Genomic DNA, 19457 nt, shown 5'->3' with positions numbered 1-19457 from the left:
ACTCTCAACGACAACGCCTGCGGGCGCTGTCGCTACACTCATCGTTTCAAACAGACTGGGCCTGCTGACTCTATGCGAATGCGCCTTATGTTACTGGGTGGCGGAAATGCCCTTGGGCAGGCGCTGATTCGCCTCGGTGCGGAGGAAGACATCGGTTTCCTCGCCCCCCGTCCACCGCAAGACGGCTGGGATGCCGCGAGCCTGACCCAACTGCTCGACGACACTCGCCCGGACGCGCTGATCAACCTCGCCTACTACTTCGACTGGTTCCAGGCCGAGCAGGTGCCCGAGGCGCGCCTGGCCGGGCAGGAGCGTGCGGTCGAGCGCCTGGCGGAATTGTGCCAGCACCACAACATCGTCCTGCTCCAGCCTTCCAGCTATCGAGTGTTCGATGGCTCGCGGGCCACTGCCTACAGTGAAAAGGACGAACCGGTGCCACTGGGCCTGCGTGGCCAGGCGTTGTGGCGCATCGAGCAGAGCGTGCGCGCAACCTGCCCGCAACACGTGATGCTGCGGTTCGGCTGGTTACTCGATGACAGTGCCGATGGCGCACTGGGACGCTTCCTGGCACGTGCCGAACAGCCTGAAGAGCTGCTGATGGCCGATGACCGACGGGGCAACCCAACCCCGGTGGACGACGCCGCACGGGTGATCATTTCGGTGCTCAAGCAACTCGATTGCGCGGCGCCGCTGTGGGGCACCTATCACTACGCCGGACACGAGGCGACCACGCCGCTGGCGCTGGGCCAGGCCATTTTGACCGAGGCCCGCAGCCTGCATCCGCTGGCCATCGAAGCACCGACCGCGCAGGCCCATGCCGCGCGTCCGGATGCCGCCGAAGAACCGCAACACGCGGTCCTGGCCTGCAAGAAAATTCTGCACACCTTCGGGATCAAGCCGCGCGCCTGGCGTGCCGCGCTCCCGGGCTTACTGGATAGGTTTTATCGTCATGGCTGAAGGCCCTGTATTAATCACCGGCGGTGCCGGTTTCATTGGCTCGCACCTCGCCGACGCCTTGCTTGCCAAGGGTTACTCGGTGCGTGTGCTCGATGACCTGTCCACCGGCAAGCGCAGCAACCTGCAACTGGACGATCCACGTATCGAGTTGATCGAAGGCGACGTCGCCGATGCTGCCCTGGTGGCCAAGGTGATGGTCGGTTGTTGTGCCGTGGCGCACCTGGCTGCCGTGGCTTCCGTGCAGGCCTCGGTGGACGATCCGGTGCGTACGCACCAGAGCAATTTCATTGGCACCCTGAACGTCTGTGAAGCCATGCGCCAGGCTGGGGTCAAGCGTGTGCTGTTTGCCTCGAGCGCGGCGATCTATGGCAACAATGGCGAAGGTCAGTCGATCGACGAAGACACCGCCAAGGCGCCGCTCACGCCCTACGCTTCGGACAAGCTGGCGGGTGAGTACTACCTCGATTTCTACCGCCGCCAGCATGGCCTGGAGCCCGCGGTGTTTCGCTTCTTCAACATCTTCGGCCCGCGCCAGGATCCGTCGTCGCCGTACTCCGGGGTGATCAGCATTTTCAGCGAGCGCGCGGTCAAGGGGCTGCCGATCACCGTGTTCGGCGATGGCGAGCAGACTCGTGATTTTGTCTATGTCGAAGACTTGGTAGACCTGCTGGTGCAGGCTATCGAAGCGCCTACGCTGGAAGTCGGTGCGGTCAACGTCGGCTGGAACCAGGCCACCACCCTCAAGCAAATGCTCCAGGCGTTGCGCGAAGTGGTCGGCGACTTGCCGCCGATCACCTACGGCCCGGCCCGTTCGGGCGATATCCGCCATTCGCGGGCGAACAACCAGCGCCTGCTGCAGCGCTTCACCTTCCCCGAGCAAACGCCAATGAGCGTCGGTCTGGCCCGCCTGCTGGGTCGCTAGGGGTTTTACGAGAACAAAAAAGGCGCCTGATTAGAGGCGCCTTTTTTTTGCGGGTGTGGCTTAGAACTTGTAGCCCAGGCCAACCATGTAGACCCATGGGTCCACATCGATGTCGACCTTGGCGCGGGTGCCTGGGGCGACAGCGTTGTTATCCACATAACCGGTGGTGTCGATGTCGATGTAGCGCACCTGGCCGTTGATCATGATGTTGTCGGTCAGCATGTAGTCGGCACCGACCTGCCATGCCACGCCCCAGGTGTTTTTCGCCCGGAAGTTGTCGAAGCCGTTGGCGCTGGCCTGGCTGCCGACGTGCTCGTCATAGATCCAGGTGTAGTTGATGCCCGCGCCCACGTAGGGTTGGAACACCGATTTGTGATCCAGCGGGTAGTACACCAGGCTCAGGGTCGGCGGCAGGTGCTTCAAGGAGCCGAGCTTGCCGTTGGCCGCAGGGAGTGCGGTGCCTTTGAGTTTGACGTCATGCTCGAACGGCGTTGCCGCCAGCAGCTCGATCCCCAGGTTGTTGGTGATCATGTACGCGAAGTTCAGGCCCAATTGCGTGTCGCTGCTCATTGTCGCCTTGCCGCCCAGATCGGTACCCGCCAGCGGGCCGCGATCGACCTTGACGCTGGAGCTGTCGGCCTTCGGATTAACGGTGATGGCACCGGCCCGGACGATGATGTCGCCGGCTTCGTGGGCTTGGGCGGACGGGGCTGCAAGCGCGAATGCAATGAGGGAAGCGCTAAGCAATGACTTGTGCATGGGGGCTCCAAGGGACAATTTGAATTCTATATCCCATTTTATGGAGGGATCCGACCTGGGACGTTGACGCAGCTCAATGAAAGCGTGATGGCGCATTAAGATCGTTGCTCGGATGAGCGGTCGTCGTCAGCGCCGGCTTGAGCGTAGACGCAAGTTCAGGTCAGTCCATGAAAACTTCGCAGTTTCACTCCTGCAATTCGTACACGTAGATCTTCTGGGCATCCATCTGGTATCCGGCATCCGCCAGTTCGCTGGTGGAGGCTTTGACCTGCATTGCGCCTTCAATCCAGTACGGCTGGTACAACTCTTCGAGCTTGACCCCGATCTCGCTCCTGACATGCACGATCTGGTTCGACGGCGGTGGGGGCACGTGGATGCAGGCGCCGAAATACGGCACCAGCAAAAACTCGGTGGTGCGCCCTGCCTCATTGACCTCAAGCGGCACGATGTAGCCGGGCAACCGAATGGCCTGGCCGTCGAGGGTCTGTACCACTGGTGCGTTGGGCAGGTCCTGCCGGGCGGCGGGCGCCGACTCGGCTGACAAGGCGTCGCTCATCTGCGACAGGTCGTGCAGCGGTTTCATGTTCGGCACTTCGGCGGGCGCGTCCGGCGGAATCATCTCCGACCAGGTCAGGTCCCTGGGTTCGGCCGCCCACAGTGGCAGGGCGACCAGCATCAACAGCGCAAGCAGAGCGCGGGGCATTTTACGTCCTCATAAACGGATCGACAGACCGTCGGCCAGCGATTGCCGGTAGGCCCGCCAGGCAGGCACGCTGCCCATCAGCAGCGCGGCAAGCAGGATGCCACCGAGCAGCGTCCATTCATACTCGCTTGGCCAGGACAACGGCAGAAACAGGCCGTAGTTGGACTGCACGTAACCTTGCGCCAGGGCGATGCACAGGTACAGCAGGCCGAGGCCGGCGATCACCCCCGACAGCGCCAGCGCAAAGGCCTCCAGCACCAGCAGCGTGGCGATATGCCAGGGCCTGGCGCCGACCGAACGCAGGATCGCCATTTCCCGTCGGCGTTCGTTGAGGCTGGTGAGGATCGCCGTGAGCATGCCGATCAAGCCGGTCAGCACTACGAACAGGGACACCACGAACAGCGCTTTTTCAGCGGTGCCCATCAGGCTCCAGAGTTCCTGCAAGGCCACGCCCGGCAGGATCGCCAGCATCGGTTCGCCACGAAATTCATTGATCTCGCGTTGCAGGGAGAAGGTCGCGATCTTGCTGTTGAGGCCGAGCATGAACGCAGTGATGGCCTGGGGCGTGAGGTCCATGTTGCGCGCCTGGTCGGCGCTGATCCGGCCATCGCCACGCGCCGGCACGCCGTTGTGCCAATCGACATGGATCGCCTCCATGCCCCCGAGGCTGATGTGCAGCGTGCGGTCCACCGGGGTGCCAGTGCGCTTGAGGATGCCGACCACGGTGAAGGGCTTGTCGTCATGCTTGACCAGGCTGATCACCGCCACGCCGTGGGCCAGTACCAGTTGGTCGCCGAGTTTGTAGTGCAGCGCGTCGGCCACTTCCGCGCCGAGTACCACCTCGAACGGATCCGTGGCAAAGGCCCGGCCGCTGGCCAGTTGCAGGTGTTGCTGGCGCCCGTATTGGTAATGCTGGAAGTAGGCGTCAGTGGTGCCCATCACCCGATAGCCGCGATGGGAGTCGCCAAGGGAAATCGGGATTGCCCATTTCACCTTGGGGTTGTTGGCGAAGTGCTCGAAGCTGTCCCAGCGGATGTTGTTGGTGGCATTGCCGATACGAAACACCGAGTACAGCAGCAGATTCACCGAACCGGAGCGGGCGCCGACGATCAGGTCCGTGCCGCTGATGGTGCTGGCGAAACTGGCGCGGGCTTCGGTGCGCACGCGTTCCACGGCCAGCAGCAGGCAGACCGACAGGGCGATGGCGAGGGCCGTGAGGATGGCGGTGAAGCGGCGGTTAGCCAGGCTGGCCATGGCTAGACGGAACAGATACATCTCAGACCTCTGCGGGCGTGGCGGCGCGATTGAGTTCGGCCAGCGACAGGTGACGATCGAACAGCGGCGCCAGGCTCTGGTCGTGGCTGACGAACAACAGGCTGGAACCGGCTTCCCGGCATTCGGCGAACAGCAGGCGGATGAAGGCCTCGCGGGCGTCGTAGTCGAGGGCCGAGGTCGGCTCGTCGGCGATCACCAATTCCGGCTGGCCGATCAGTGCGCGGGCAGCGGCGACGCGTTGCTGTTGGCCAATCGACAGGGAGTCGGCCCGTCGACCAAGCAGGCCTGGATCCTTGAGCCCCAGGTGCGCGAGCAGCGTCGAGGCGGCGCTGTCGACGCTGCCATGACGCTGGATCGCGCGGTTGGCACGCACGCTGGAGAAGTGGCAGGGCAACTCGACGTTTTCGCGCACCGAGAGAAACGGCAGCAGGTTGAACTGCTGGAAAATGTAGCCCGTGTGGTCGACCCGAAAACGATCCCGGGCACCGGCCGAGAGGTCCGTCAGTTCTTGCCCGAGCAAACGGATGCTGCCGCGATTGGGCTTCTGCACGCCGCCGAGCAGGCCCAGCAGGGTGGTCTTGCCGCTGCCGCTGGGGCCTTTGAGAAACAGGGTTTCACCGGCCTCCAGGCGAAACGCCGGGATGTCCAGCAAGGGCGGGTGACCGGGCCAATGGAAGCCCAGGTCGGTCAGTTCGATGAGTGCTTGGGTCATGTGAAACCGGTCTGGTTGGTGGTGAACCCCTGTAGGAGCGAGCCTGCTCGCGATGGTGTATCAGTCGATACCAAAGTATCTGACACTCCATCGCGAGCAGGCTCGCTCCTACAGGGGATCTTTGGTGGATTCAGAATTTAAGCGCAGCCGCCTTGGCAGTCACCTCGACCCCTTGCTGGCCGTTGGGGCTGATGAGTTGTACCTGAATTTTCTGGGTGGCGGGGAAGGTCTTGAACACCTGGGCCAGGTCCAGGCTCTTCAGCGCATCCGGTTGGCTGCAGGTGAACTGGTAATGCGCGTGGATTTCGCTGTGGTCATGGTGGTGTTCATGACCCTCGGCGTCCTTGGCGTCTGCGTGGTCGTGGTCATCGTCGGCGTCCGGTTTGTCACCGAACAGCGGGCTGTTCAGCTCCTGCTGGCTGAGCACGCAGTTGGCGGCCTGCGGCAGGCTGAACAGCACCAGCGGCTGCTCCAGTTGTGCCCGTACCGCGGCAACCTTGGCCTTGTCTGCCGGCGTGCTGGCGGCGTGTTCGAAGCCCACCAGGTTCATCGCCGGGCTGTCCAGTTCCAGTTCCAGGGTTTGGCCATCCAGCGCCGCGTTCAAGCGCCCGACGCCATGTTCGTGGGCACCGAGGCTGGCGTGTTGATGATCATGATCATGTTCGTCGGCCGCTTGGGCGATGGCCAGCGGCAACAGGGCAAACGGCAAAGCGAGGAGCAGACGGCGCATGGAAAGTCTCCGGGGCGAAAGTTAACTATTTTGTTATGTAATCTTATAACAATATCGGCGGGAGTTTGACTGCATGCTTGGCGTTGCGCAAGACGCGTGGGAGCATGTTCGTCATAAACCTGAGGAAAGCCCAATGTTGCGCATACGTGGAAGCATCGGCGACTGGCCGGTGGACTTGACCCTGGAGCTCGATGATGACGATTGGGCGAAACTTGGCGCGCAGTTGCAGGTGAGTAAGGTCGACGGTGTAGAGCCCGCCGCCAGCGTTGCGGCGAAACCGGCCAATCCGGACGACGCCCAGTGGCAGTTGGCCAAGGCGTTACTGCGCAAGTCCGGGCAACTGAGTGGGCCGGATCTGCTCGATCAATTGGAAGGACTGACCGGCAGCGCAGTAGCTGGCAAGCGCCTATTGGTGCGCCTGCGCCACTGCGCCGAGGTCAAGGTGCTGAGCGGCGGCGATACACCGCTCTATAGCTGGATAGAACCGTCGTAGGCGCATGTTTTCCACGCGGCCAAGCTCGCTCCTACAGGGTTGCGCTTGATGCGGATCAGTACAGCGCAGCGAACAACTTGCGGCGGTAGGTGGTGACCAGCGGGTGATCGTTGCCCAGCAGCTCAAACACCTGCAGCAGGGTCTTGTGCGGCAAGCCTTCGCTGTAGCTGCGGTTGCGGATGAACAGCTTGAGCAGCGAGTCCAGCGCGGGGTCGTATTGCTGGCGGGCCAGTTGCTGGATTGCCAATTGATAGACCGCTTCGTCGTCCTGTGGATTCTGTGCCAGGCGCGCTTTCAGGTCGGCCACATCCGGCAGGTCCGTCGCCTGGCCGAGGAACTGGATCTGCGCCTTGGCGCCCGCCAGTGCGGCCTTGTGCTCATCGCTCTTGACCGCATCCAGCACGGCTTGGGCTTCGCCAAGCTCGCCGCGTTCGGTCAGGCAGCGGGCATACAGGATCAGTGCGCCGGCGTGGCTGTTGTCTTCCCCCAGCAGCACTTTGAGCGCGGCCTCGGCCTCGGCAAAGCGGCCTTCGTCGAACAACCCCTGGGCCTGTTCGAACGGATCGGCCGCGGGTGGCGGTGGCATCTGTACATGGGGTTCGAGCAGTGCGCGCACCGCGGATTCCGGTTGCGCGCCGGCAAAGCCGTCCACCGGCTGGCCGTCCTTGAACAGCACCACGGTCGGCAGGCTGCGAATGCCGAAGCGTGCCACGACGTCTGGCTCGGCATCACAATTGACCTTGGCCAGCAGCAACTCGCCCTGGTAACTCTCGGCGATGGTTTGCAGCATCGGCATCAGCGCCTTGCACGGTGCACACCATTCAGCCCAGAAATCCACCAGCACGGGCTTGTGGAACGAGTTCTCGATCACCGACTGCTCGAAATCAGCGGTGGTGGCGTCGAAGATGTACGGCGTGTCTTGACTCATGGGGTATCTCGAAAAAACGTGGATGGGGCAACTATAAAGCTTGGTGGGGTTGGCCGAAAGTGCAGGCAGCCGGGTCAATCCGTAACGCAGCGGGCAGCATGGTACAGGCTCACATGGCGAAACTCTTCAGGCTCGGCCAGGTCGGGCAAGGTCATGGCCTCGAGCATCTCCAGCCGCCGGTAGAGCGGATGCGAGAAGTCGCGCACCCGTGAGTCGGCGACCAGGGCTTCGCGGCCTCGGCTGAGGAATGCGTCGAGCAGCGGCAGGTTGGCGCGGTCATACAGCACGTCAGCCACCAGGATCAGGTCGAAACGATCGGCCTCGGCGAAAAAGTCCGTTGAATAGCTGAGTTCAACCCCATTGAGCCGGGCATTGGCCCGGCAGGCGGCGAGTGCCAGGGGATCGAGGTCGCAGGCCACCACTTCGAGGGCACCGGCCTTGACCGCCGCAATCCCCGCCACCCCGGAACCGGCACCGAAATCCAGCACCCGCTTGCCAGCGACCCACTGTGGGTGGGCGGCCAGGTAACGCGCCACTGCCAGGCCGCTGGCCCAGCAGAAACTCCAGTACGGCGGTTCGTGCAGGATCCGTCGGGTTTCTTCCGGGCTGAAGGCACGGTCCATGTTGTCGCCGTCGATCAGCCACAGTTGCAGCTCGGTATCCGGCAGCGGGCAGGGCACCAGTTGCGCATCGCCGAGCAGTTCACTCAGGGCGTGTTGCAGGTCGAGCGGTGCCGTCATGGTGCTTTGACGAATTGCAATTGCCCCAGAGCCTGGGAAGTCGGCTGGAAAATTCGTTGCGAGGGCAGGTGCAGGATCAGTTGTCCGGATTGGCTGGCGCGCCCGCGCAGCTCGACCCGCGCGCCGGCGGGAAAGGCTTCGGGGTTGAAGCGCAGGTGAAACGGCAGGGCCTGGTTGTTGCCGACCAGGTTGGCGCTGGCCAGCAACTGCTGCGGCCGCGAACGCTCGTCGACCACCAGCAGCGCCAGTTCGACTTCGGCCCCCGCTGGCACACCCTGCAACGAACCGCTCAGTTCGCGCTGGTAAGCCGGCAGCGGACCCTGGTCGGCGGACGCCTGGGCCTTCTTCTGGGCCATCTGCGGCGCGGGGCCGGATGCCGGCTCTGCGGGCTTGGGCGCATCACTGCTACAGGCCACCAGCAGGCTGACGAAACTGAGTAAAACAAGCGGTCGTAGCGGCATTTGCGGCTCCAGCGAGGTGAAATCCATGGATCAAGCACTATAGCCCGTCTGTATACCGTAAACCCTATGGCTTGTCTTGCCACCGGGATGCGCTACCATGGCCCTCCCTTTTTTTGTTGCCTGCCACCATGCACTGTCCCTTCTGCGGTGCCAACGACACCAAGGTCATCGACTCCCGTCTGGTCGCCGAGGGCGAACAGGTGCGCCGCCGGCGTGAATGCCTGGCCTGCGGCGAACGTTTCACGACGTTCGAGACCGCCGAACTGGTGTTGCCGCGCCTGATCAAAACCGACGGCAGCCGCCAGCCGTTCGACGAAGAAAAGCTTCGCGCCGGCATGCAGCGCGCCCTGGAAAAACGTCCAGTGAGCGTCGAGCGCCTGGAATCCTCCCTGGTGCACATCAAGCACAAACTGCGGGCAACCGGCGAGCGCGAAGTCAAATCGCTGGTGGTCGGTGAGCTGGTGATGGCCGAGCTGCAGAAGCTTGATGAAGTCGCCTACATTCGTTTCGCTTCGGTGTATCGCCGCTTCCAGGACCTCAACGAGTTCCGCGAAGAGATCGATCGCCTGGCCCGAGAACCGGTCAAACCATGACGATGTCCACTGAGCAAGCGATCCTCGACGCCCACTACATGGCGCGCGCGCTGGAACTGGCACGCAAGGGCCACTACAGCACCCACCCCAATCCGCGGGTCGGTTGCGTGATCGTGCGTGACGGGCAGGTCGTCGGCGAAGGCTGGCATGTGCGCACCGGCGAGCCGCATGCCGAAGTCCACGCCTTGCGCGCCGCCGGCGAGCAGGCGCGGGGCGCGACCGCCTACGTCACGCTCGAACCCTGCAGCCATCACGGCCGCACGCCACCGTGCGCCGATGGGTTGGTCACGGCGGGGGTAGCGCGCGTCGTTGCCGCCATGCAGGACCCCAACCCGGAAGTGGCCGGGCGTGGCCTGCAGCGCCTGGAACAGGCCGGCATCGCCACCACCTGCGGCGTGCTCGAAGGCGAGGCGCGCCAGCTCAACCTGGGTTTCCTCAAGCGCATGGAGCACGGCTTGCCGTTCGTGCGGGTCAAGTTGGCCATGAGCCTGGATGGGCGCACCGCCATGGCCAGCGGCGAAAGCCAATGGATTACCGGCCCGGCGGCGCGCTCCGCGGTCCAACGCCTGCGGGCGCAGGCCAGCGTGGTTTTGACGGGGGCCGACACGGTGCTGGCGGACGACGCGCGCCTGACTGTGCGCGCCGACGAGTTGGGGCTGGACGCCGAACAAAGCGCCCTGGCCATGAGCCGTCCACCGTTGCGGGTATTGATCGATGGTCGCCTGCGGGTGCCGCTCGATGCCCCGTTCTTCAAGGCCGGCCCGGCCCTGGTCGCCACCTGCGTGGCCGTGGAAGAGCAGTACGCCAACGGCCCCGAGTGCCTGATCGTGCCGGGTGAAGAGGGTCAGGTCGACCTGCGCAAGCTATTGCTCGAACTGGCCGCCCGCGGCGTCAACGAGGTGCTGGTGGAAGCCGGCCCAAGGCTGGCGGGCGCCTTTGCCCAGCAAGGCCTGGTGGACGAGTACCAGATCTTTGTCGCCGGAAAATTCCTCGGCTCCACGGCGCGGCCATTGCTCGACTGGCCACTGACGCAAATGAAGGATGCGCCGGCACTGAAAATCACTGACATTCGTGCGGTTGGCGATGACTGGCGAGTCACCGCCATTCCCGTGCCGGCCGCGAGCGTATAATTCCCGGCTGCGGCCAAGAAGGTTTTGTTCTCGAGGAGGACTTCATGTTTACCGGCATCATCGAATCCATCGGCAGTATTCGTGCATTGACCCCAAAAGGCGGAGATGTACGGGTTCACGTAGCCACCGGCAAGCTCGACCTGAGCGATGTCAAACTGGGCGACAGCATTGCGGTCAACGGCGTCTGCCTGACGGCCGTCGAGCTGCCAGGCGACGGTTTTGCAGCGGACGTCAGTCGCGAAACCCTCGACTGCACCGCCATGAATGACCTCAAGAGCGGCAGCCCGGTCAACCTGGAAAAAGCCCTGACTCCGACCACCCGCCTGGGTGGCCACCTGGTCAGCGGGCATGTCGACGGCGTTGGCGAAGTGGTCGCCCGCACCGAAAACGCCCGGGCCGTGGAGTTCCGCATCCGTGCCCCGAAGGAACTGGCCAAGTACATCGCCCATAAAGGCTCGATCACCGTCGACGGCACCAGCCTGACGGTGAACGCGGTCGATGGCGCCGAATTTCTGCTGACGATCATTCCGCACACCTTGAGCGAAACCATCATGGCCGCATATCAGCCGGGTCGCCGGGTGAACCTGGAAGTGGACCTGCTGGCCCGTTACCTGGAGCGCCTGCTGCTGGGCGACAAGGCCGCGGAGTCGATTGCCGGCGGCACCATCACTGAAAGCTTTCTGGCCGCCAACGGCTACCTCAAATCCTGAAGCTCAAATTTCGAAAGAAGGGGGGTGCCGCGTGGCGCTCAATAGCATCGAAGAACTGGTTGAAGACATCCGCCAAGGCAAGATGGTCATCCTTATGGATGACGAAGACCGCGAGAACGAAGGCGACCTGATCATGGCCGCCGAGTGCTGCCAGGCTGAGCACATCAACTTCATGGCCAAGCACGCCCGTGGCCTGATCTGCATGCCGATGAGTCGCGAGCGCTGCGAACTGCTGAAGCTGCCCCTGATGGCGCCGCGCAACGGTTCCGGCTTTGGCACCAAGTTCACTGTGTCGATCGAAGCCGCCGAAGGCGTGACCACCGGCATCTCCGCCGCCGACCGTGCGCGTACCGTGCAGGCCGCTGCCGCCAAGGACGCCAAGGCTGAAGATATCGTCAGCCCGGGGCACATCTTCCCGCTGATGGCCCAGGCCGGTGGCACCCTGGCCCGTGCCGGCCACACTGAAGCCGCCTGCGACCTGGCGCGCATGGCCGGGTTCGAGCCGAGCGGGGTGATCTGCGAGGTGATGAACGACGACGGCACCATGTCCCGTCGTACCGAACTGGAAGCCTTTGCCGCTGAACACAACATCAAGATCGGCACCATCGCCGACCTGATCCACTACCGGATGATCCACGAACGTACCGTTCAGCGGATTGCCGAGCAGCCACTGGACAGCGAACTGGGCCAATTCAACCTGGTGACCTATCGTGATTCGGTGGAAGGCGACGTGCACATGGCCCTGACCCTGGGCACCGTGTGCGCCGAAGAACCGACCCTGGTGCGGGTGCACAACATGGACCCGCTGCGCGACCTGTTGATGGTCAAGCAGCCGGGCCGCTGGAGCCTGCGCGCCGCCATGGCCGCGGTTGCCGAGGCGGGTAGCGGGGTGGTGCTGTTGCTCGGTCACCCGCTCGATGGCGACGTGTTGCTGGCGCATATCCGCGAAACCGCTGACCAGGCGGCGGTGAAAAAACCGACCACCTACAGCATCGTCGGTGCCGGTTCGCAGATCCTGCGCGACCTTGGCGTACGCAAAATGCGCCTGATGTCGGCGCCAATGAAATTTAATGCGATATCCGGTTTCGATCTGGAAGTTGTAGAATACGTGCCCTCCGAATAAAGGCCGGTGTTTTTCCACCCCTTGTTCGCGGTTCAAATATCACTGAGGGACGCGTACTGAACGCGTCCCGGCTCTTTAAGAGATTTGTCGAATGACCCTGAAGACCATCGAAGGTACCTTCATCGCCCCCAAAGGCCGCTACGCCCTGGTTGTTGGCCGTTTCAACAGCTTTGTTGTCGAAAGCCTGGTAAGCGGTGCGGTTGATGCCCTGGTTCGCCATGGCGTGAGCGAAAGCGACATCACCATCATCCGTGCCCCTGGCGCCTTCGAAATCCCGCTGGTTGCGCAGAAAGTCGCCCAGAAAGGCGAGTTCGCGGCAATCATCGCCCTGGGCGCGGTCATTCGTGGCGGTACTCCGCACTTCGAATACGTGGCAGGTGAATGCACCAAGGGCCTGGCCCAGGTGTCCATGGAGTTCGGCGTTCCAGTCGCTTTCGGCGTGCTGACCGTTGATTCCATCGAGCAAGCCATCGAACGTTCCGGCACCAAAGCCGGTAACAAAGGTGCCGAAGCTGCCCTGTCCGCTCTGGAAATGGTCAGCCTGCTGGCGCAGTTGGAGGCCAAGTGATTAGCGACGAAAGCGATCGTTTCAACCCGCGCGATCCAAAGCCTGCGGATGCTGGTAAACCATCGAAGAGCGTCAAGCGCCGCGAAGCCCGTCAGCTCGCGACCCAGGCTCTGTATCAATGGCACATGGCCAAGCAGTCTTTGAACGAGATCGAAGCGCAGTTCCGGGTCGATAATGATTTCAGTGATGTCGATGGCGCCTACTTCCGCGAAATCCTCCACGGGGTTCCGCAGTTCAAGACCGAAATCGACACCGCTCTCACGCCTTGCCTGGACCTGACCATCGACGAGCTCGACCCGGTTGAACTGGCGGTATTGCGCCTGTCCACCTGGGAACTGCTCAAGCGCGTCGACGTGCCGTACCGCGTGGTGATCAACGAAGGCATCGAGCTGGCTAAAGTCTTCGGTTCCACCGATGGCCACAAGTTCGTCAACGGTGTCCTCGACAAGCTGGCCCCGCGCCTGCGTGAAGCTGAAGTGAAGGCGTTCAAGCGCTGATACGCGCTTGAGACAGGATACCTGATGGGCGAGTTTGAGCTGATCCGCAACTACTTCGCCGCTGCGCCCTGTGCGCAGGCGGGCGATGGCGTTGCGCTGGGGATCGGCGACGACTGCGCCTTGCTCGCTGTTCCCGCAGGGGAACAGCTGGCGATCTCCACCGACACGCTGGTGACCGGTGTGCATTTCGCAGATCCCTGCGACCCGTTTTTGCTCGGTCAGCGTTCGCTGGCGGTGGCCGTCAGTGACCTGGCTGCCATGGGCGCCACCCCCGTAGCCTTTACCCTTGCCCTGACCTTGCCGACGGTAACCGCCGATTGGCTGGATGCCTATGCCCGTGGTTTGAACCAGATGGCGCAGAGCTGCGGCGTGCGGCTGGTGGGTGGCGATACCACGCGCGGCCCGCTGAGCCTGACCATGACCGTGTTCGGCCGCGTCCCGGCCGGCCAGGCCCTGACCCGCAGCGGTGCGCAGGTCGGCGACCTGCTGTGTGTTGGCGGCGAGCTGGGCAACGCCGCCGGGGCCTTGCCCCTGGTGCTCGGCCAGCGTACGGCGCCGGCCGCTATCGCCGAACCGTTGCTGGCGCACTACTGGTCGCCACAGCCGCAGCTGGCGTTGGGCCAGGCGTTGCGCGGCAAGGCCAGCGCGGCGCTGGATATCTCCGATGGCTTGCTCGCCGACTGCGGGCATATTGCCAAGGCGTCGGCTGTCGGCTTGCTGGTGGAGAATCAGAAACTGCCGCTGTCGGCGGCACTGCTGGGGTTTCTCGGCGAGAATGCGGCCCGGGTGGCAGCGGTCAGCGGCGGTGACGACTACGTACTGGCGTTTACCTTGCCGCCGGCTCATCTGCCGACCCTGTTGGCCGAGGGCTGGCCGATCCACGTGGTCGGCCGGGTCGTGGCCGGGCAGGGCGTAACGCTGCTGGACGCCAATGGGCAGGACATCACCCCGAACATCCGGGGTTATCAACATTTCCAGGAGACACCGTGACAGATCATCCCAAACAGGTTCCGGCAGAGTTTGTGCCGCCATCGGTCTGGCGCAATCCCTGGCATTTCCTGGCCTTCGGCTTTGGCTCGGGCACCTTGCCCAAGGCACCCGGCACCTGGGGCTCGTTAGTTGCGCTACCCTTCATCCCGCTGTGGCAGATGCTGCCCGACTGGGGCTACTGGCTGATGCTGGGCATCACCATGCTGTTCGGCTTCTGGCTCTGCGGCAAGGTTGCCGACGACTTGCGCGTGCACGACCACGAAGGCATTGTCTGGGACGAAATGGTCGGGATGTGGATCACCCTGTGGCTGGTGCCGGAGGGATGGTACTGGTTGTTGGCGGGGTTCCTGATGTTCCGCTTTTTCGACATCCTCAAGCCATGGCCGATTCGCTGGATCGACCGGCATGTGCACGGCGGCATCGGGATCATGCTCGATGACGTGCTGGCGGGGGTCTTTGCCTGGCTGGGGATGCAGGGGCTGGTCTGGTATTTCACCTGAGGGACTGTTCGAGGGGCTAGGGAATGGTGCGGCGCGGTTGCTGGATCCTGCTGTTGGCTATGGTCTGCTCGGTCGCCCGTGCGGTGGAAGTGCCCGCTGTACCTGCGGTAATCCATCTGGCGAGCGAAGACTGGGAAGACTACACCGCTGCCGACGGGCACGGCCTGGCCTGGGACATCTTGCGTGAGGTGTTCGAGCCGGCCGGGGTCAAGCTGGATATCCGCACGGTGCCCTACACCCGCTCGATCGGCCTGGTCCAACTCAAGGAGGTCGATGCCCTGGTCGGGTCCTACCGGGACGAGGCCAAGGGCGTGCTGTACCCGCACTGGAATTTTGACTCCGACCACATCTATGCCCTCGGCCTGGCGAGCAGTCCGGCACCGACCCAGGCCACGCTGGGCAAGTACCGCCTGGCCTGGGTTCGCGGCTATCGCTACGAAAACTACCTGCCCAATGTGCGCCGCTATAACCAGATCGAGCGCCGCACCGGCATTCTGCCGATGCTCCAGCAGGGTCGTGCGGACTATTACATCGACGCCCAGACCGAGGTCGAGGCGGTGCTCAAAGGCGCCGTCGATTCGCAGCAGTTTCGCTATACCCACCTGGCCGAACTGCCGCTGTTCCTCGGTTTTGCCGATACCTCCCAGGCCAGGTCGCTGATGAAGCTGTATGATCAGCGCATGACCCTGCTGGTCGGCAATGGCGGGCTGAAACCGATTTTCGAACGCTGGAAACAACCGTATCCGTTTGAGGGTAACCTGATGCCCGCCGGCCAGTGATCAAACTATTTGATCGTTATGGCCGATAATTCAGCCTAAGCGTGGTTCGGAACCTGCTGTTACAATGCCGCCTCTGCGAATCTCCAGTACATAGATCAGGAGCACACCGGTGCCTGTCGTTTTTGTTGCCGCTTCCAAGCTGCCAACGCCTTTTGCGCAATTCACCATGCATGGCTTTCTCGATGAGTCCACTGGCCGCGAGCACGTCGTGTTGAGCTTGGGTGATGTGGCCGATGGTGCCCCGGTACTCGGCCGGCTGCACTCCGAGTGCCTGACCGGCGATGCCTTGTTCAGCCAGCGTTGCGACTGCGGCTCACAATTGGAAGCCGCCTTGCAGGCCATCGCCCGCGAAGGCCGTGGCGTGTTGCTGTACTTGCGCCAGGAAGGCCGGGGTATTGGCCTGCTGAACAAAATCCGCGCCTATGAGTTGCAAGATGGCGGTGCCGATACCGTTGAAGCCAACGAGCGCCTGGGTTTTGCCGCTGACCAGCGTGACTACGCCATGTGCCTGCCGATGCTCGAGCACCTGGGCGTCAAATCCCTGCGTCTGATGACCAACAACCCGCGCAAGGTCAAGGCATTGACCGACATGGGCATCGTGGTTGCCGAGCGCGTGCCGTTGCACACCGGCCACAATCCGCACAACAAACTCTACCTGGCGACCAAGGCCAGCAAGCTCGACCACATGATGGGCAACGAGCATCAGGGCGAGGCAGACCGGGCGTGACCCGCGGCCAGGTTCGGCGGCGCCTGTCCGTCAATTGGTGGCAATACTTCGCGCTGGCCCTGCTGCCGTTGCTGGTGATCAATGGCCTGTTTGGCGAGGGTGAAGCCCTGGCTCCGATCCTGGCGATGCCGTTCTTCATCGCCGGCATGGCCTCGATGTTCGTCAGCCTGAAGTTTTTCGGTGCCTACAAGCACGGCTTGATCGCCACCCAAAAAGCCCTGGACACCGCCGATGAACCGGCGGCCTGGATCGCCCTGGCCGCTCAGCGCCGCAGCGCCATGCTGGTGGCCTCCCTGCCGGCCTGGATCGGCGCGCTGGCGGTGTTCGTCGGCCTGGAGGCGGTGCCTCTGGTGCTGCTGGGGTTGGCCACTGGCGTGCTGTTCTACCTCTACCGTATTCCGCGTCAACTCGGCTGATGGGGCGCTGGCTGGCGCTGCTGTTGGTCCTCAGTGGCCCAGCGGCCGCCGTGGAGCGAGTAGTCAGCCTGGCACCGTCCCTGTCGGAAATCGTTGTCGAGCTGGACTCGGCCGACCTGCTGGTCGGCGTGCTCGATGCCGGCGAGCGTCCGCCAGCCCTTGAGTCCGTGCCATCGGTGGGCCGTTATGGCCAGTTGGACATGGAACGCCTGCTCAGCCTCAAGCCCGATCTGTTGCTGCTCTGGCCCGGTAGTGTCGGCCCGGCACAGCGCGAACAACTGAGCCGGCTGGGCATTCCCACCTACGTCGCCGAACCCCACAGCCTCAACCAATTGACTACCCAGATCGAAGACATTGCCCGGCAACTGGGACGAGCCGAACGTGGGCAAGCACTGGCGACCGACCTGCGTCGGCAATTGGATGGCTTGCGCCAGCGCTACCGGCGCGAGGTGCCGCTGCGGGTGTTCTATCAGGTCTGGGACCAGCCGCTATACACCGTGGGCGGCGGGCAGATCATCAGCGACGCGCTAGAGGTGTGTGGTGCGCGGAATGTGTTCGCCGACCTGCGCCTGCCGGCGCCGCAGGTCAGCATCGAGTCGGTACTGGCGCGTAATCCGCAGGTGATCCTCGCCAGCAGCCAGGCTCAGCTCGATGCCTGGAAAGCTTGGCCACAGGTCACGGCGGTGAGTAGTGGGCAATTACTGCGGGTGACCGACAAAGGCCTGGAGCGGCCGAGCGGGCAGATGATCGAAGCGACGGCGGCGTTGTGCCGGTTGATTGCGCCTGGTCGGTAAGACCGAGGTGCGGCTATCGCGAGCACACGGAGCACCGCCGCTGATCTCAGTTCAGAGCTGCGGCATCCACGTCACTGCGAACATCAACGCCCGGCCTTCCTCGCGATAACCGTACTGCTCGCCTTGGTACTGGTACAGCGCGCGGCTGTAGTCCTTGTCCAGCAGGTTGTCGATTTTCATCTGCAGGGTGACTTCGTGGTTCACCGCCCAACTGCTGCGCAGGCTCAGCAGGCCATAGCCGCCCAGGGGCTGGAGGTTCTTCTCGTCGTCGTAGCTGCTGCTCACCGCTTGCCAGGTCGCCCCCAGTCCGAGCTGGTCGAACTGCCGGTCCAGGTCCAGGTTCAAGGTGCGGCGGGCACGGCGGGCGAGGGTGTGGCCGCTGTCGCGGTCCCGTGGGTCGATGATCGAGACGCCCAGGTTGCTCTGCCAGCCGAACAGCTCCTGCTTGAGGGCGGCCTCGAAGCCGTTGATCCGCGCCGAGGCGACGTTTTCCGGGCGGCTGCCATAGATGATCGCGTCTTCGAGGTCGGTGCGGTAGAGCGAGGCTTCCAGTCGGCTGCTGTCAGTCAGTTGGCTGCGCCATTGCAGTTCGTAGCTCTTTGAGGTTTCAGGCTTCAGGCCCGGGTTGTTGTAGTCCGGGTAGTAAAGGTCGTTGAAGGTCGGCGCCCGGAAACCTTCGCTGTAAGTCAGCAGTAAGTCATTGTCGGTGTTCAGCGGCAGGGTGAAGGTGCCGCTCCAGCTGTTCTGGCTGCCGAACTGTTGATTGTCGTCGCGGCGCAGGCCCAGCTCGGTGGAGAAGTGCTCGGCAGTGAAATGATGCTGAATGAACGCGGCGCGGTTCCAGCGGCTGTCTTCACCTAAAGCGGCGCGCGCCCCGTAGTAGTCAAAGTCGCTGTTGACCCGATCTTCGTACCAGTCACCCCCCAGGATCAGGCTGTTCTGCTCGTTGAGGGTCAGGTCGTTCTGCCAGTTCACGGAGTCGCGGTAGGTGTTGAACACCGAGTCTTCAGTGCTGAGCTTGTCGCGGGTTTGTTCGCGGTTCTCGCTGTGGCCCAGTTCGACGCGCGTCTTCCAGGCCTGGTTGACGCGGGCATCGAAATAGCCGCTGACGCTACTGACGTTGAAATCGCTGTAGGGCTTTTGTTGGTAGCTTTGCCCCGTGCTTGAGTCGTAGCGACCGAACGGGCTATCGAACTCGCTCTTGCCGCGGTTATCCAGCACGTTGAAACCGACTTCCAGGTCGTCACTGAAGCCATGGCTCAGGCTCAGGCTCAGCGCCTGGTTGCGGTAGGCGTCGTGATCGCCATCGCTGGGGTAGGACTGGTGGGTGCGGTCGATCCCGGCAGTTTCATCCAGGCTGGCGCCGAGGTTGAAGCGAGTGTTGGCATCGCCACCGGACAGGCCGAGGCTACGCTCCCAGGTCTGGTTGCTGCCCAACCCCATGTGCAGGCGTGGCTGCAGGCCGGGCTCGGCGCTGCGCCGGGTGAAGATCTGAATCACCCCGCCAATCGCATCGCTGCCATAAATCACCGAGCGTGAGCCGCGCAACACTTCCACGCGCTCGACCTGTTCGATGTTGATGTGCTGCAGGTTGCTGTCGCCCGAGGTCGAATTGCCAATGCGCTGGCCGTCTACCAGCACCAGGCTTTGCGCGGACTTGGTGCCACGAATGGAAATCCCCGGCAGGCTGCCGCGCCCGCCCGCCTGGGTGACTTGCACCCCCGGCACCCGGCTCAGCAGGTCGGTGACGCTGGAGGGTTGCAGGCGGTCGATATCCTCGCGGGTGAACACCGTGTTGGCTGCACTGCTGTCATTGCGGGCTTCGACCTGGCGATTGGCGCTGATCAGGACTTCGGGCAGCTTCAGTGCCTGGTCGCGTTCGAAGGTGTCGGCCAGCAGTGGGCCGGCCGGCAGCAGGGTCAGCGTCATGGCAAGGCGGGAGAGTTTCAT

24 protein-coding genes are annotated in these 19457 nt (G+C 63.3%); 15 read left to right on the top strand and 9 right to left on the bottom strand.

Translation table 11 applies throughout. The features are described 5' to 3' along the window. The first annotated feature begins 72 nt into the window (after nucleotides 1–72). Together ACM6IP_RS13785 and ACM6IP_RS13780 are read left to right on the top strand one after the other, a co-directional pair. The gene (locus tag ACM6IP_RS13785; RefSeq protein WP_095166201.1) at nucleotides 73–957 is read left to right on the top strand and encodes a sugar nucleotide-binding protein; all 885 of its coding nucleotides are present in this window, start codon (nucleotides 73–75) and stop codon (nucleotides 955–957) included. Continuing rightward, entirely contained in the window at nucleotides 950–1879 is a 930-nt protein-coding gene (locus ACM6IP_RS13780; RefSeq protein WP_414861668.1) for an NAD-dependent epimerase/dehydratase family protein, read from the top strand. The genes ACM6IP_RS13785 and ACM6IP_RS13780 overlap by 8 nt, the downstream gene beginning before the upstream one ends. Before the next feature lie 60 nt (nucleotides 1880–1939). Here ACM6IP_RS13780 and ACM6IP_RS13775 read toward each other — a convergent pair whose 3' ends face one another. The 5 genes from ACM6IP_RS13775 to ACM6IP_RS13755 form a co-directional block, all read right to left on the bottom strand. Further along, the gene (locus ACM6IP_RS13775) at nucleotides 1940–2638 is read right to left on the bottom strand and encodes an OmpW/AlkL family protein (RefSeq protein ID WP_095166205.1); all 699 of its coding nucleotides are present in this window, start codon (nucleotides 2636–2638) and stop codon (nucleotides 1940–1942) included. Nucleotides 2639–2822: 184 nt separating this feature from the next. Next, the gene (locus tag ACM6IP_RS13770; protein WP_095166207.1) at nucleotides 2823–3341 is read right to left on the bottom strand and encodes a DUF3299 domain-containing protein; all 519 of its coding nucleotides are present in this window, start codon (nucleotides 3339–3341) and stop codon (nucleotides 2823–2825) included. A gap of 9 nt (nucleotides 3342–3350) precedes the next feature. After that, nucleotides 3351–4616 (bottom strand): ABC transporter permease, encoded by a 1266-nt coding sequence (locus ACM6IP_RS13765; protein WP_095166209.1) that lies wholly within the window; start codon nucleotides 4614–4616, stop codon nucleotides 3351–3353. 1 nt (nucleotide 4617) lies between these two features. Further along, on the bottom strand, nucleotides 4618–5328 hold the full coding sequence (locus tag ACM6IP_RS13760; protein WP_414861667.1) for an ABC transporter ATP-binding protein: 711 nt from the start codon (nucleotides 5326–5328) through the stop codon (nucleotides 4618–4620). Nucleotides 5329–5458: 130 nt separating this feature from the next. After that, nucleotides 5459–6058: a DUF2796 domain-containing protein gene (locus ACM6IP_RS13755; RefSeq protein WP_414861666.1), complete on the bottom strand. Its 600-nt coding sequence runs from the start codon at nucleotides 6056–6058 to the stop codon at nucleotides 5459–5461. 133 nt (nucleotides 6059–6191) lie between these two features. On the opposite strand from ACM6IP_RS13755, the gene ACM6IP_RS13750 reads away from it, so the two are divergent. After that, on the top strand, nucleotides 6192–6551 hold the full coding sequence (locus ACM6IP_RS13750; protein ID WP_414861665.1) for a hypothetical protein: 360 nt from the start codon (nucleotides 6192–6194) through the stop codon (nucleotides 6549–6551). A 55-nt stretch (nucleotides 6552–6606) separates the two neighbouring features. Here the strand turns inward: ACM6IP_RS13750 and trxA are convergent, their stop codons facing one another. From trxA to ACM6IP_RS13735, 3 genes are all read right to left on the bottom strand, one after another. Next, nucleotides 6607–7479, bottom strand: coding sequence for a thioredoxin (gene trxA / locus ACM6IP_RS13745; RefSeq protein ID WP_414861664.1), 873 nt, complete (start codon nucleotides 7477–7479; stop codon nucleotides 6607–6609). A 74-nt stretch (nucleotides 7480–7553) separates the two neighbouring features. Then, a complete protein-coding gene (locus ACM6IP_RS13740) occupies nucleotides 7554–8219 on the bottom strand; it encodes a class I SAM-dependent methyltransferase (protein WP_159998157.1) in 666 nt (221 codons plus the stop codon). Then, nucleotides 8216–8680, bottom strand: a complete 465-nt coding sequence (locus ACM6IP_RS13735; RefSeq protein WP_095166615.1) for a YbaY family lipoprotein — start codon at nucleotides 8678–8680, stop codon at nucleotides 8216–8218. Before ACM6IP_RS13735 ends, ACM6IP_RS13740 begins: the two co-directional genes overlap by 4 nt. A 128-nt stretch (nucleotides 8681–8808) precedes the next feature. On the opposite strand from ACM6IP_RS13735, the gene nrdR reads away from it, so the two are divergent. The 12 genes from nrdR to ACM6IP_RS13675 all read left to right on the top strand — a co-directional run bounded on the left by nrdR (nucleotide 8809) and on the right by ACM6IP_RS13675 (nucleotide 17507). Beyond that, entirely contained in the window at nucleotides 8809–9273 is a 465-nt protein-coding gene (nrdR, locus tag ACM6IP_RS13730; RefSeq protein ID WP_162530215.1) for a transcriptional regulator NrdR, read from the top strand. Beyond that, complete coding sequence (ribD, locus tag ACM6IP_RS13725; protein WP_159998155.1) at nucleotides 9270–10403, top strand: bifunctional diaminohydroxyphosphoribosylaminopyrimidine deaminase/5-amino-6-(5-phosphoribosylamino)uracil reductase RibD; 1134 nt, start codon at nucleotides 9270–9272, stop codon at nucleotides 10401–10403. Before nrdR ends, ribD begins: the two co-directional genes overlap by 4 nt. 44 nt (nucleotides 10404–10447) lie before the next feature. Next, nucleotides 10448–11113, top strand: coding sequence for a riboflavin synthase (locus tag ACM6IP_RS13720; RefSeq protein ID WP_414861663.1), 666 nt, complete (start codon nucleotides 10448–10450; stop codon nucleotides 11111–11113). Between the two features lie 31 nt (nucleotides 11114–11144). Continuing rightward, nucleotides 11145–12236 (top strand): bifunctional 3,4-dihydroxy-2-butanone-4-phosphate synthase/GTP cyclohydrolase II, encoded by a 1092-nt coding sequence (gene ribBA, locus ACM6IP_RS13715; RefSeq protein ID WP_095166224.1) that lies wholly within the window; start codon nucleotides 11145–11147, stop codon nucleotides 12234–12236. Nucleotides 12237–12327: 91 nt separating this feature from the next. Then, on the top strand, nucleotides 12328–12804 hold the full coding sequence (gene ribE, locus ACM6IP_RS13710) for a 6,7-dimethyl-8-ribityllumazine synthase (protein WP_003228649.1): 477 nt from the start codon (nucleotides 12328–12330) through the stop codon (nucleotides 12802–12804). Continuing rightward, nucleotides 12801–13301, top strand: coding sequence for a transcription antitermination factor NusB (gene nusB / locus ACM6IP_RS13705; RefSeq protein WP_056728930.1), 501 nt, complete (start codon nucleotides 12801–12803; stop codon nucleotides 13299–13301). The genes ribE and nusB overlap by 4 nt, the downstream gene beginning before the upstream one ends. A 24-nt stretch (nucleotides 13302–13325) precedes the next feature. Then, a complete protein-coding gene (gene thiL / locus ACM6IP_RS13700; RefSeq protein WP_095166226.1) occupies nucleotides 13326–14291 on the top strand; it encodes a thiamine-phosphate kinase in 966 nt (321 codons plus the stop codon). Continuing rightward, nucleotides 14288–14791 (top strand): phosphatidylglycerophosphatase A, encoded by a 504-nt coding sequence (locus ACM6IP_RS13695; protein ID WP_095166229.1) that lies wholly within the window; start codon nucleotides 14288–14290, stop codon nucleotides 14789–14791. Before thiL ends, ACM6IP_RS13695 begins: the two co-directional genes overlap by 4 nt. A gap of 23 nt (nucleotides 14792–14814) precedes the next feature. Then, the gene (locus ACM6IP_RS13690) at nucleotides 14815–15570 is read left to right on the top strand and encodes a substrate-binding periplasmic protein (protein WP_095166231.1); all 756 of its coding nucleotides are present in this window, start codon (nucleotides 14815–14817) and stop codon (nucleotides 15568–15570) included. 109 nt (nucleotides 15571–15679) lie between these two features. Beyond that, on the top strand, nucleotides 15680–16297 hold the full coding sequence (gene ribA / locus ACM6IP_RS13685; RefSeq protein ID WP_027617724.1) for a GTP cyclohydrolase II: 618 nt from the start codon (nucleotides 15680–15682) through the stop codon (nucleotides 16295–16297). Beyond that, nucleotides 16294–16713 carry an MFS transporter gene (locus tag ACM6IP_RS13680; protein ID WP_159998151.1) on the top strand — a complete coding sequence of 140 codons (420 nt, stop codon included), beginning with the start codon at nucleotides 16294–16296 and terminating at the stop codon, nucleotides 16711–16713. Before ribA ends, ACM6IP_RS13680 begins: the two co-directional genes overlap by 4 nt. Next, nucleotides 16713–17507, top strand: coding sequence for a cobalamin-binding protein (locus ACM6IP_RS13675; protein WP_414861662.1), 795 nt, complete (start codon nucleotides 16713–16715; stop codon nucleotides 17505–17507). Before ACM6IP_RS13680 ends, ACM6IP_RS13675 begins: the two co-directional genes overlap by 1 nt. A 51-nt stretch (nucleotides 17508–17558) precedes the next feature. Here the strand turns inward: ACM6IP_RS13675 and ACM6IP_RS13670 are convergent, their stop codons facing one another. Next, nucleotides 17559–19457, bottom strand: coding sequence for a TonB-dependent receptor domain-containing protein (locus ACM6IP_RS13670; protein ID WP_414861661.1), 1899 nt, complete (start codon nucleotides 19455–19457; stop codon nucleotides 17559–17561).

Source organism: Pseudomonas sp. IT-P176, assembly GCF_949767245.1.
Classification (GTDB): Bacteria; Pseudomonadota; Gammaproteobacteria; order Pseudomonadales; family Pseudomonadaceae; genus Aquipseudomonas.
The sequence above is the reverse complement of the archived record's forward strand: the minus strand, read 5'-3'. Positions and strand labels throughout refer to the sequence as shown.

Excerpts from the sequence above, each read along its gene's own strand:
- ACM6IP_RS13785 (WP_095166201.1), top strand. The coding sequence starts at position 73 with ATGCGAATGCGCCTTATGTTACTGGGTGGCGGAAATGCCCTTGGGCAG.
- ACM6IP_RS13780 (WP_414861668.1), top strand. The coding sequence starts at position 950 with ATGGCTGAAGGCCCTGTATTAATCACCGGCGGTGCCGGTTTCATTGGC.
- ACM6IP_RS13775 (WP_095166205.1), bottom strand. The coding sequence starts at position 2,638 with ATGCACAAGTCATTGCTTAGCGCTTCCCTCATTGCATTCGCGCTTGCA.
- ACM6IP_RS13770 (WP_095166207.1), bottom strand. The coding sequence starts at position 3,341 with ATGCCCCGCGCTCTGCTTGCGCTGTTGATGCTGGTCGCCCTGCCACTG.
- ACM6IP_RS13765 (WP_095166209.1), bottom strand. The coding sequence starts at position 4,616 with ATGTATCTGTTCCGTCTAGCCATGGCCAGCCTGGCTAACCGCCGCTTC.
- ACM6IP_RS13760 (WP_414861667.1), bottom strand. The coding sequence starts at position 5,328 with ATGACCCAAGCACTCATCGAACTGACCGACCTGGGCTTCCATTGGCCC.
- ACM6IP_RS13755 (WP_414861666.1), bottom strand. The coding sequence starts at position 6,058 with ATGCGCCGTCTGCTCCTCGCTTTGCCGTTTGCCCTGTTGCCGCTGGCC.
- ACM6IP_RS13750 (WP_414861665.1), top strand. The coding sequence starts at position 6,192 with ATGTTGCGCATACGTGGAAGCATCGGCGACTGGCCGGTGGACTTGACC.
- trxA (WP_414861664.1), bottom strand. The coding sequence starts at position 7,479 with ATGAGTCAAGACACGCCGTACATCTTCGACGCCACCACCGCTGATTTC.
- ACM6IP_RS13740 (WP_159998157.1), bottom strand. The coding sequence starts at position 8,219 with ATGACGGCACCGCTCGACCTGCAACACGCCCTGAGTGAACTGCTCGGC.
- ACM6IP_RS13735 (WP_095166615.1), bottom strand. The coding sequence starts at position 8,680 with ATGCCGCTACGACCGCTTGTTTTACTCAGTTTCGTCAGCCTGCTGGTG.
- nrdR (WP_162530215.1), top strand. The coding sequence starts at position 8,809 with ATGCACTGTCCCTTCTGCGGTGCCAACGACACCAAGGTCATCGACTCC.
- ribD (WP_159998155.1), top strand. The coding sequence starts at position 9,270 with ATGACGATGTCCACTGAGCAAGCGATCCTCGACGCCCACTACATGGCG.
- ACM6IP_RS13720 (WP_414861663.1), top strand. The coding sequence starts at position 10,448 with ATGTTTACCGGCATCATCGAATCCATCGGCAGTATTCGTGCATTGACC.
- ribE (WP_003228649.1), top strand. The coding sequence starts at position 12,328 with ATGACCCTGAAGACCATCGAAGGTACCTTCATCGCCCCCAAAGGCCGC.
- thiL (WP_095166226.1), top strand. The coding sequence starts at position 13,326 with ATGGGCGAGTTTGAGCTGATCCGCAACTACTTCGCCGCTGCGCCCTGT.
- ACM6IP_RS13690 (WP_095166231.1), top strand. The coding sequence starts at position 14,815 with ATGGTGCGGCGCGGTTGCTGGATCCTGCTGTTGGCTATGGTCTGCTCG.
- ACM6IP_RS13675 (WP_414861662.1), top strand. The coding sequence starts at position 16,713 with ATGGGGCGCTGGCTGGCGCTGCTGTTGGTCCTCAGTGGCCCAGCGGCC.
- ACM6IP_RS13670 (WP_414861661.1), bottom strand. The coding sequence starts at position 19,457 with ATGAAACTCTCCCGCCTTGCCATGACGCTGACCCTGCTGCCGGCCGGC.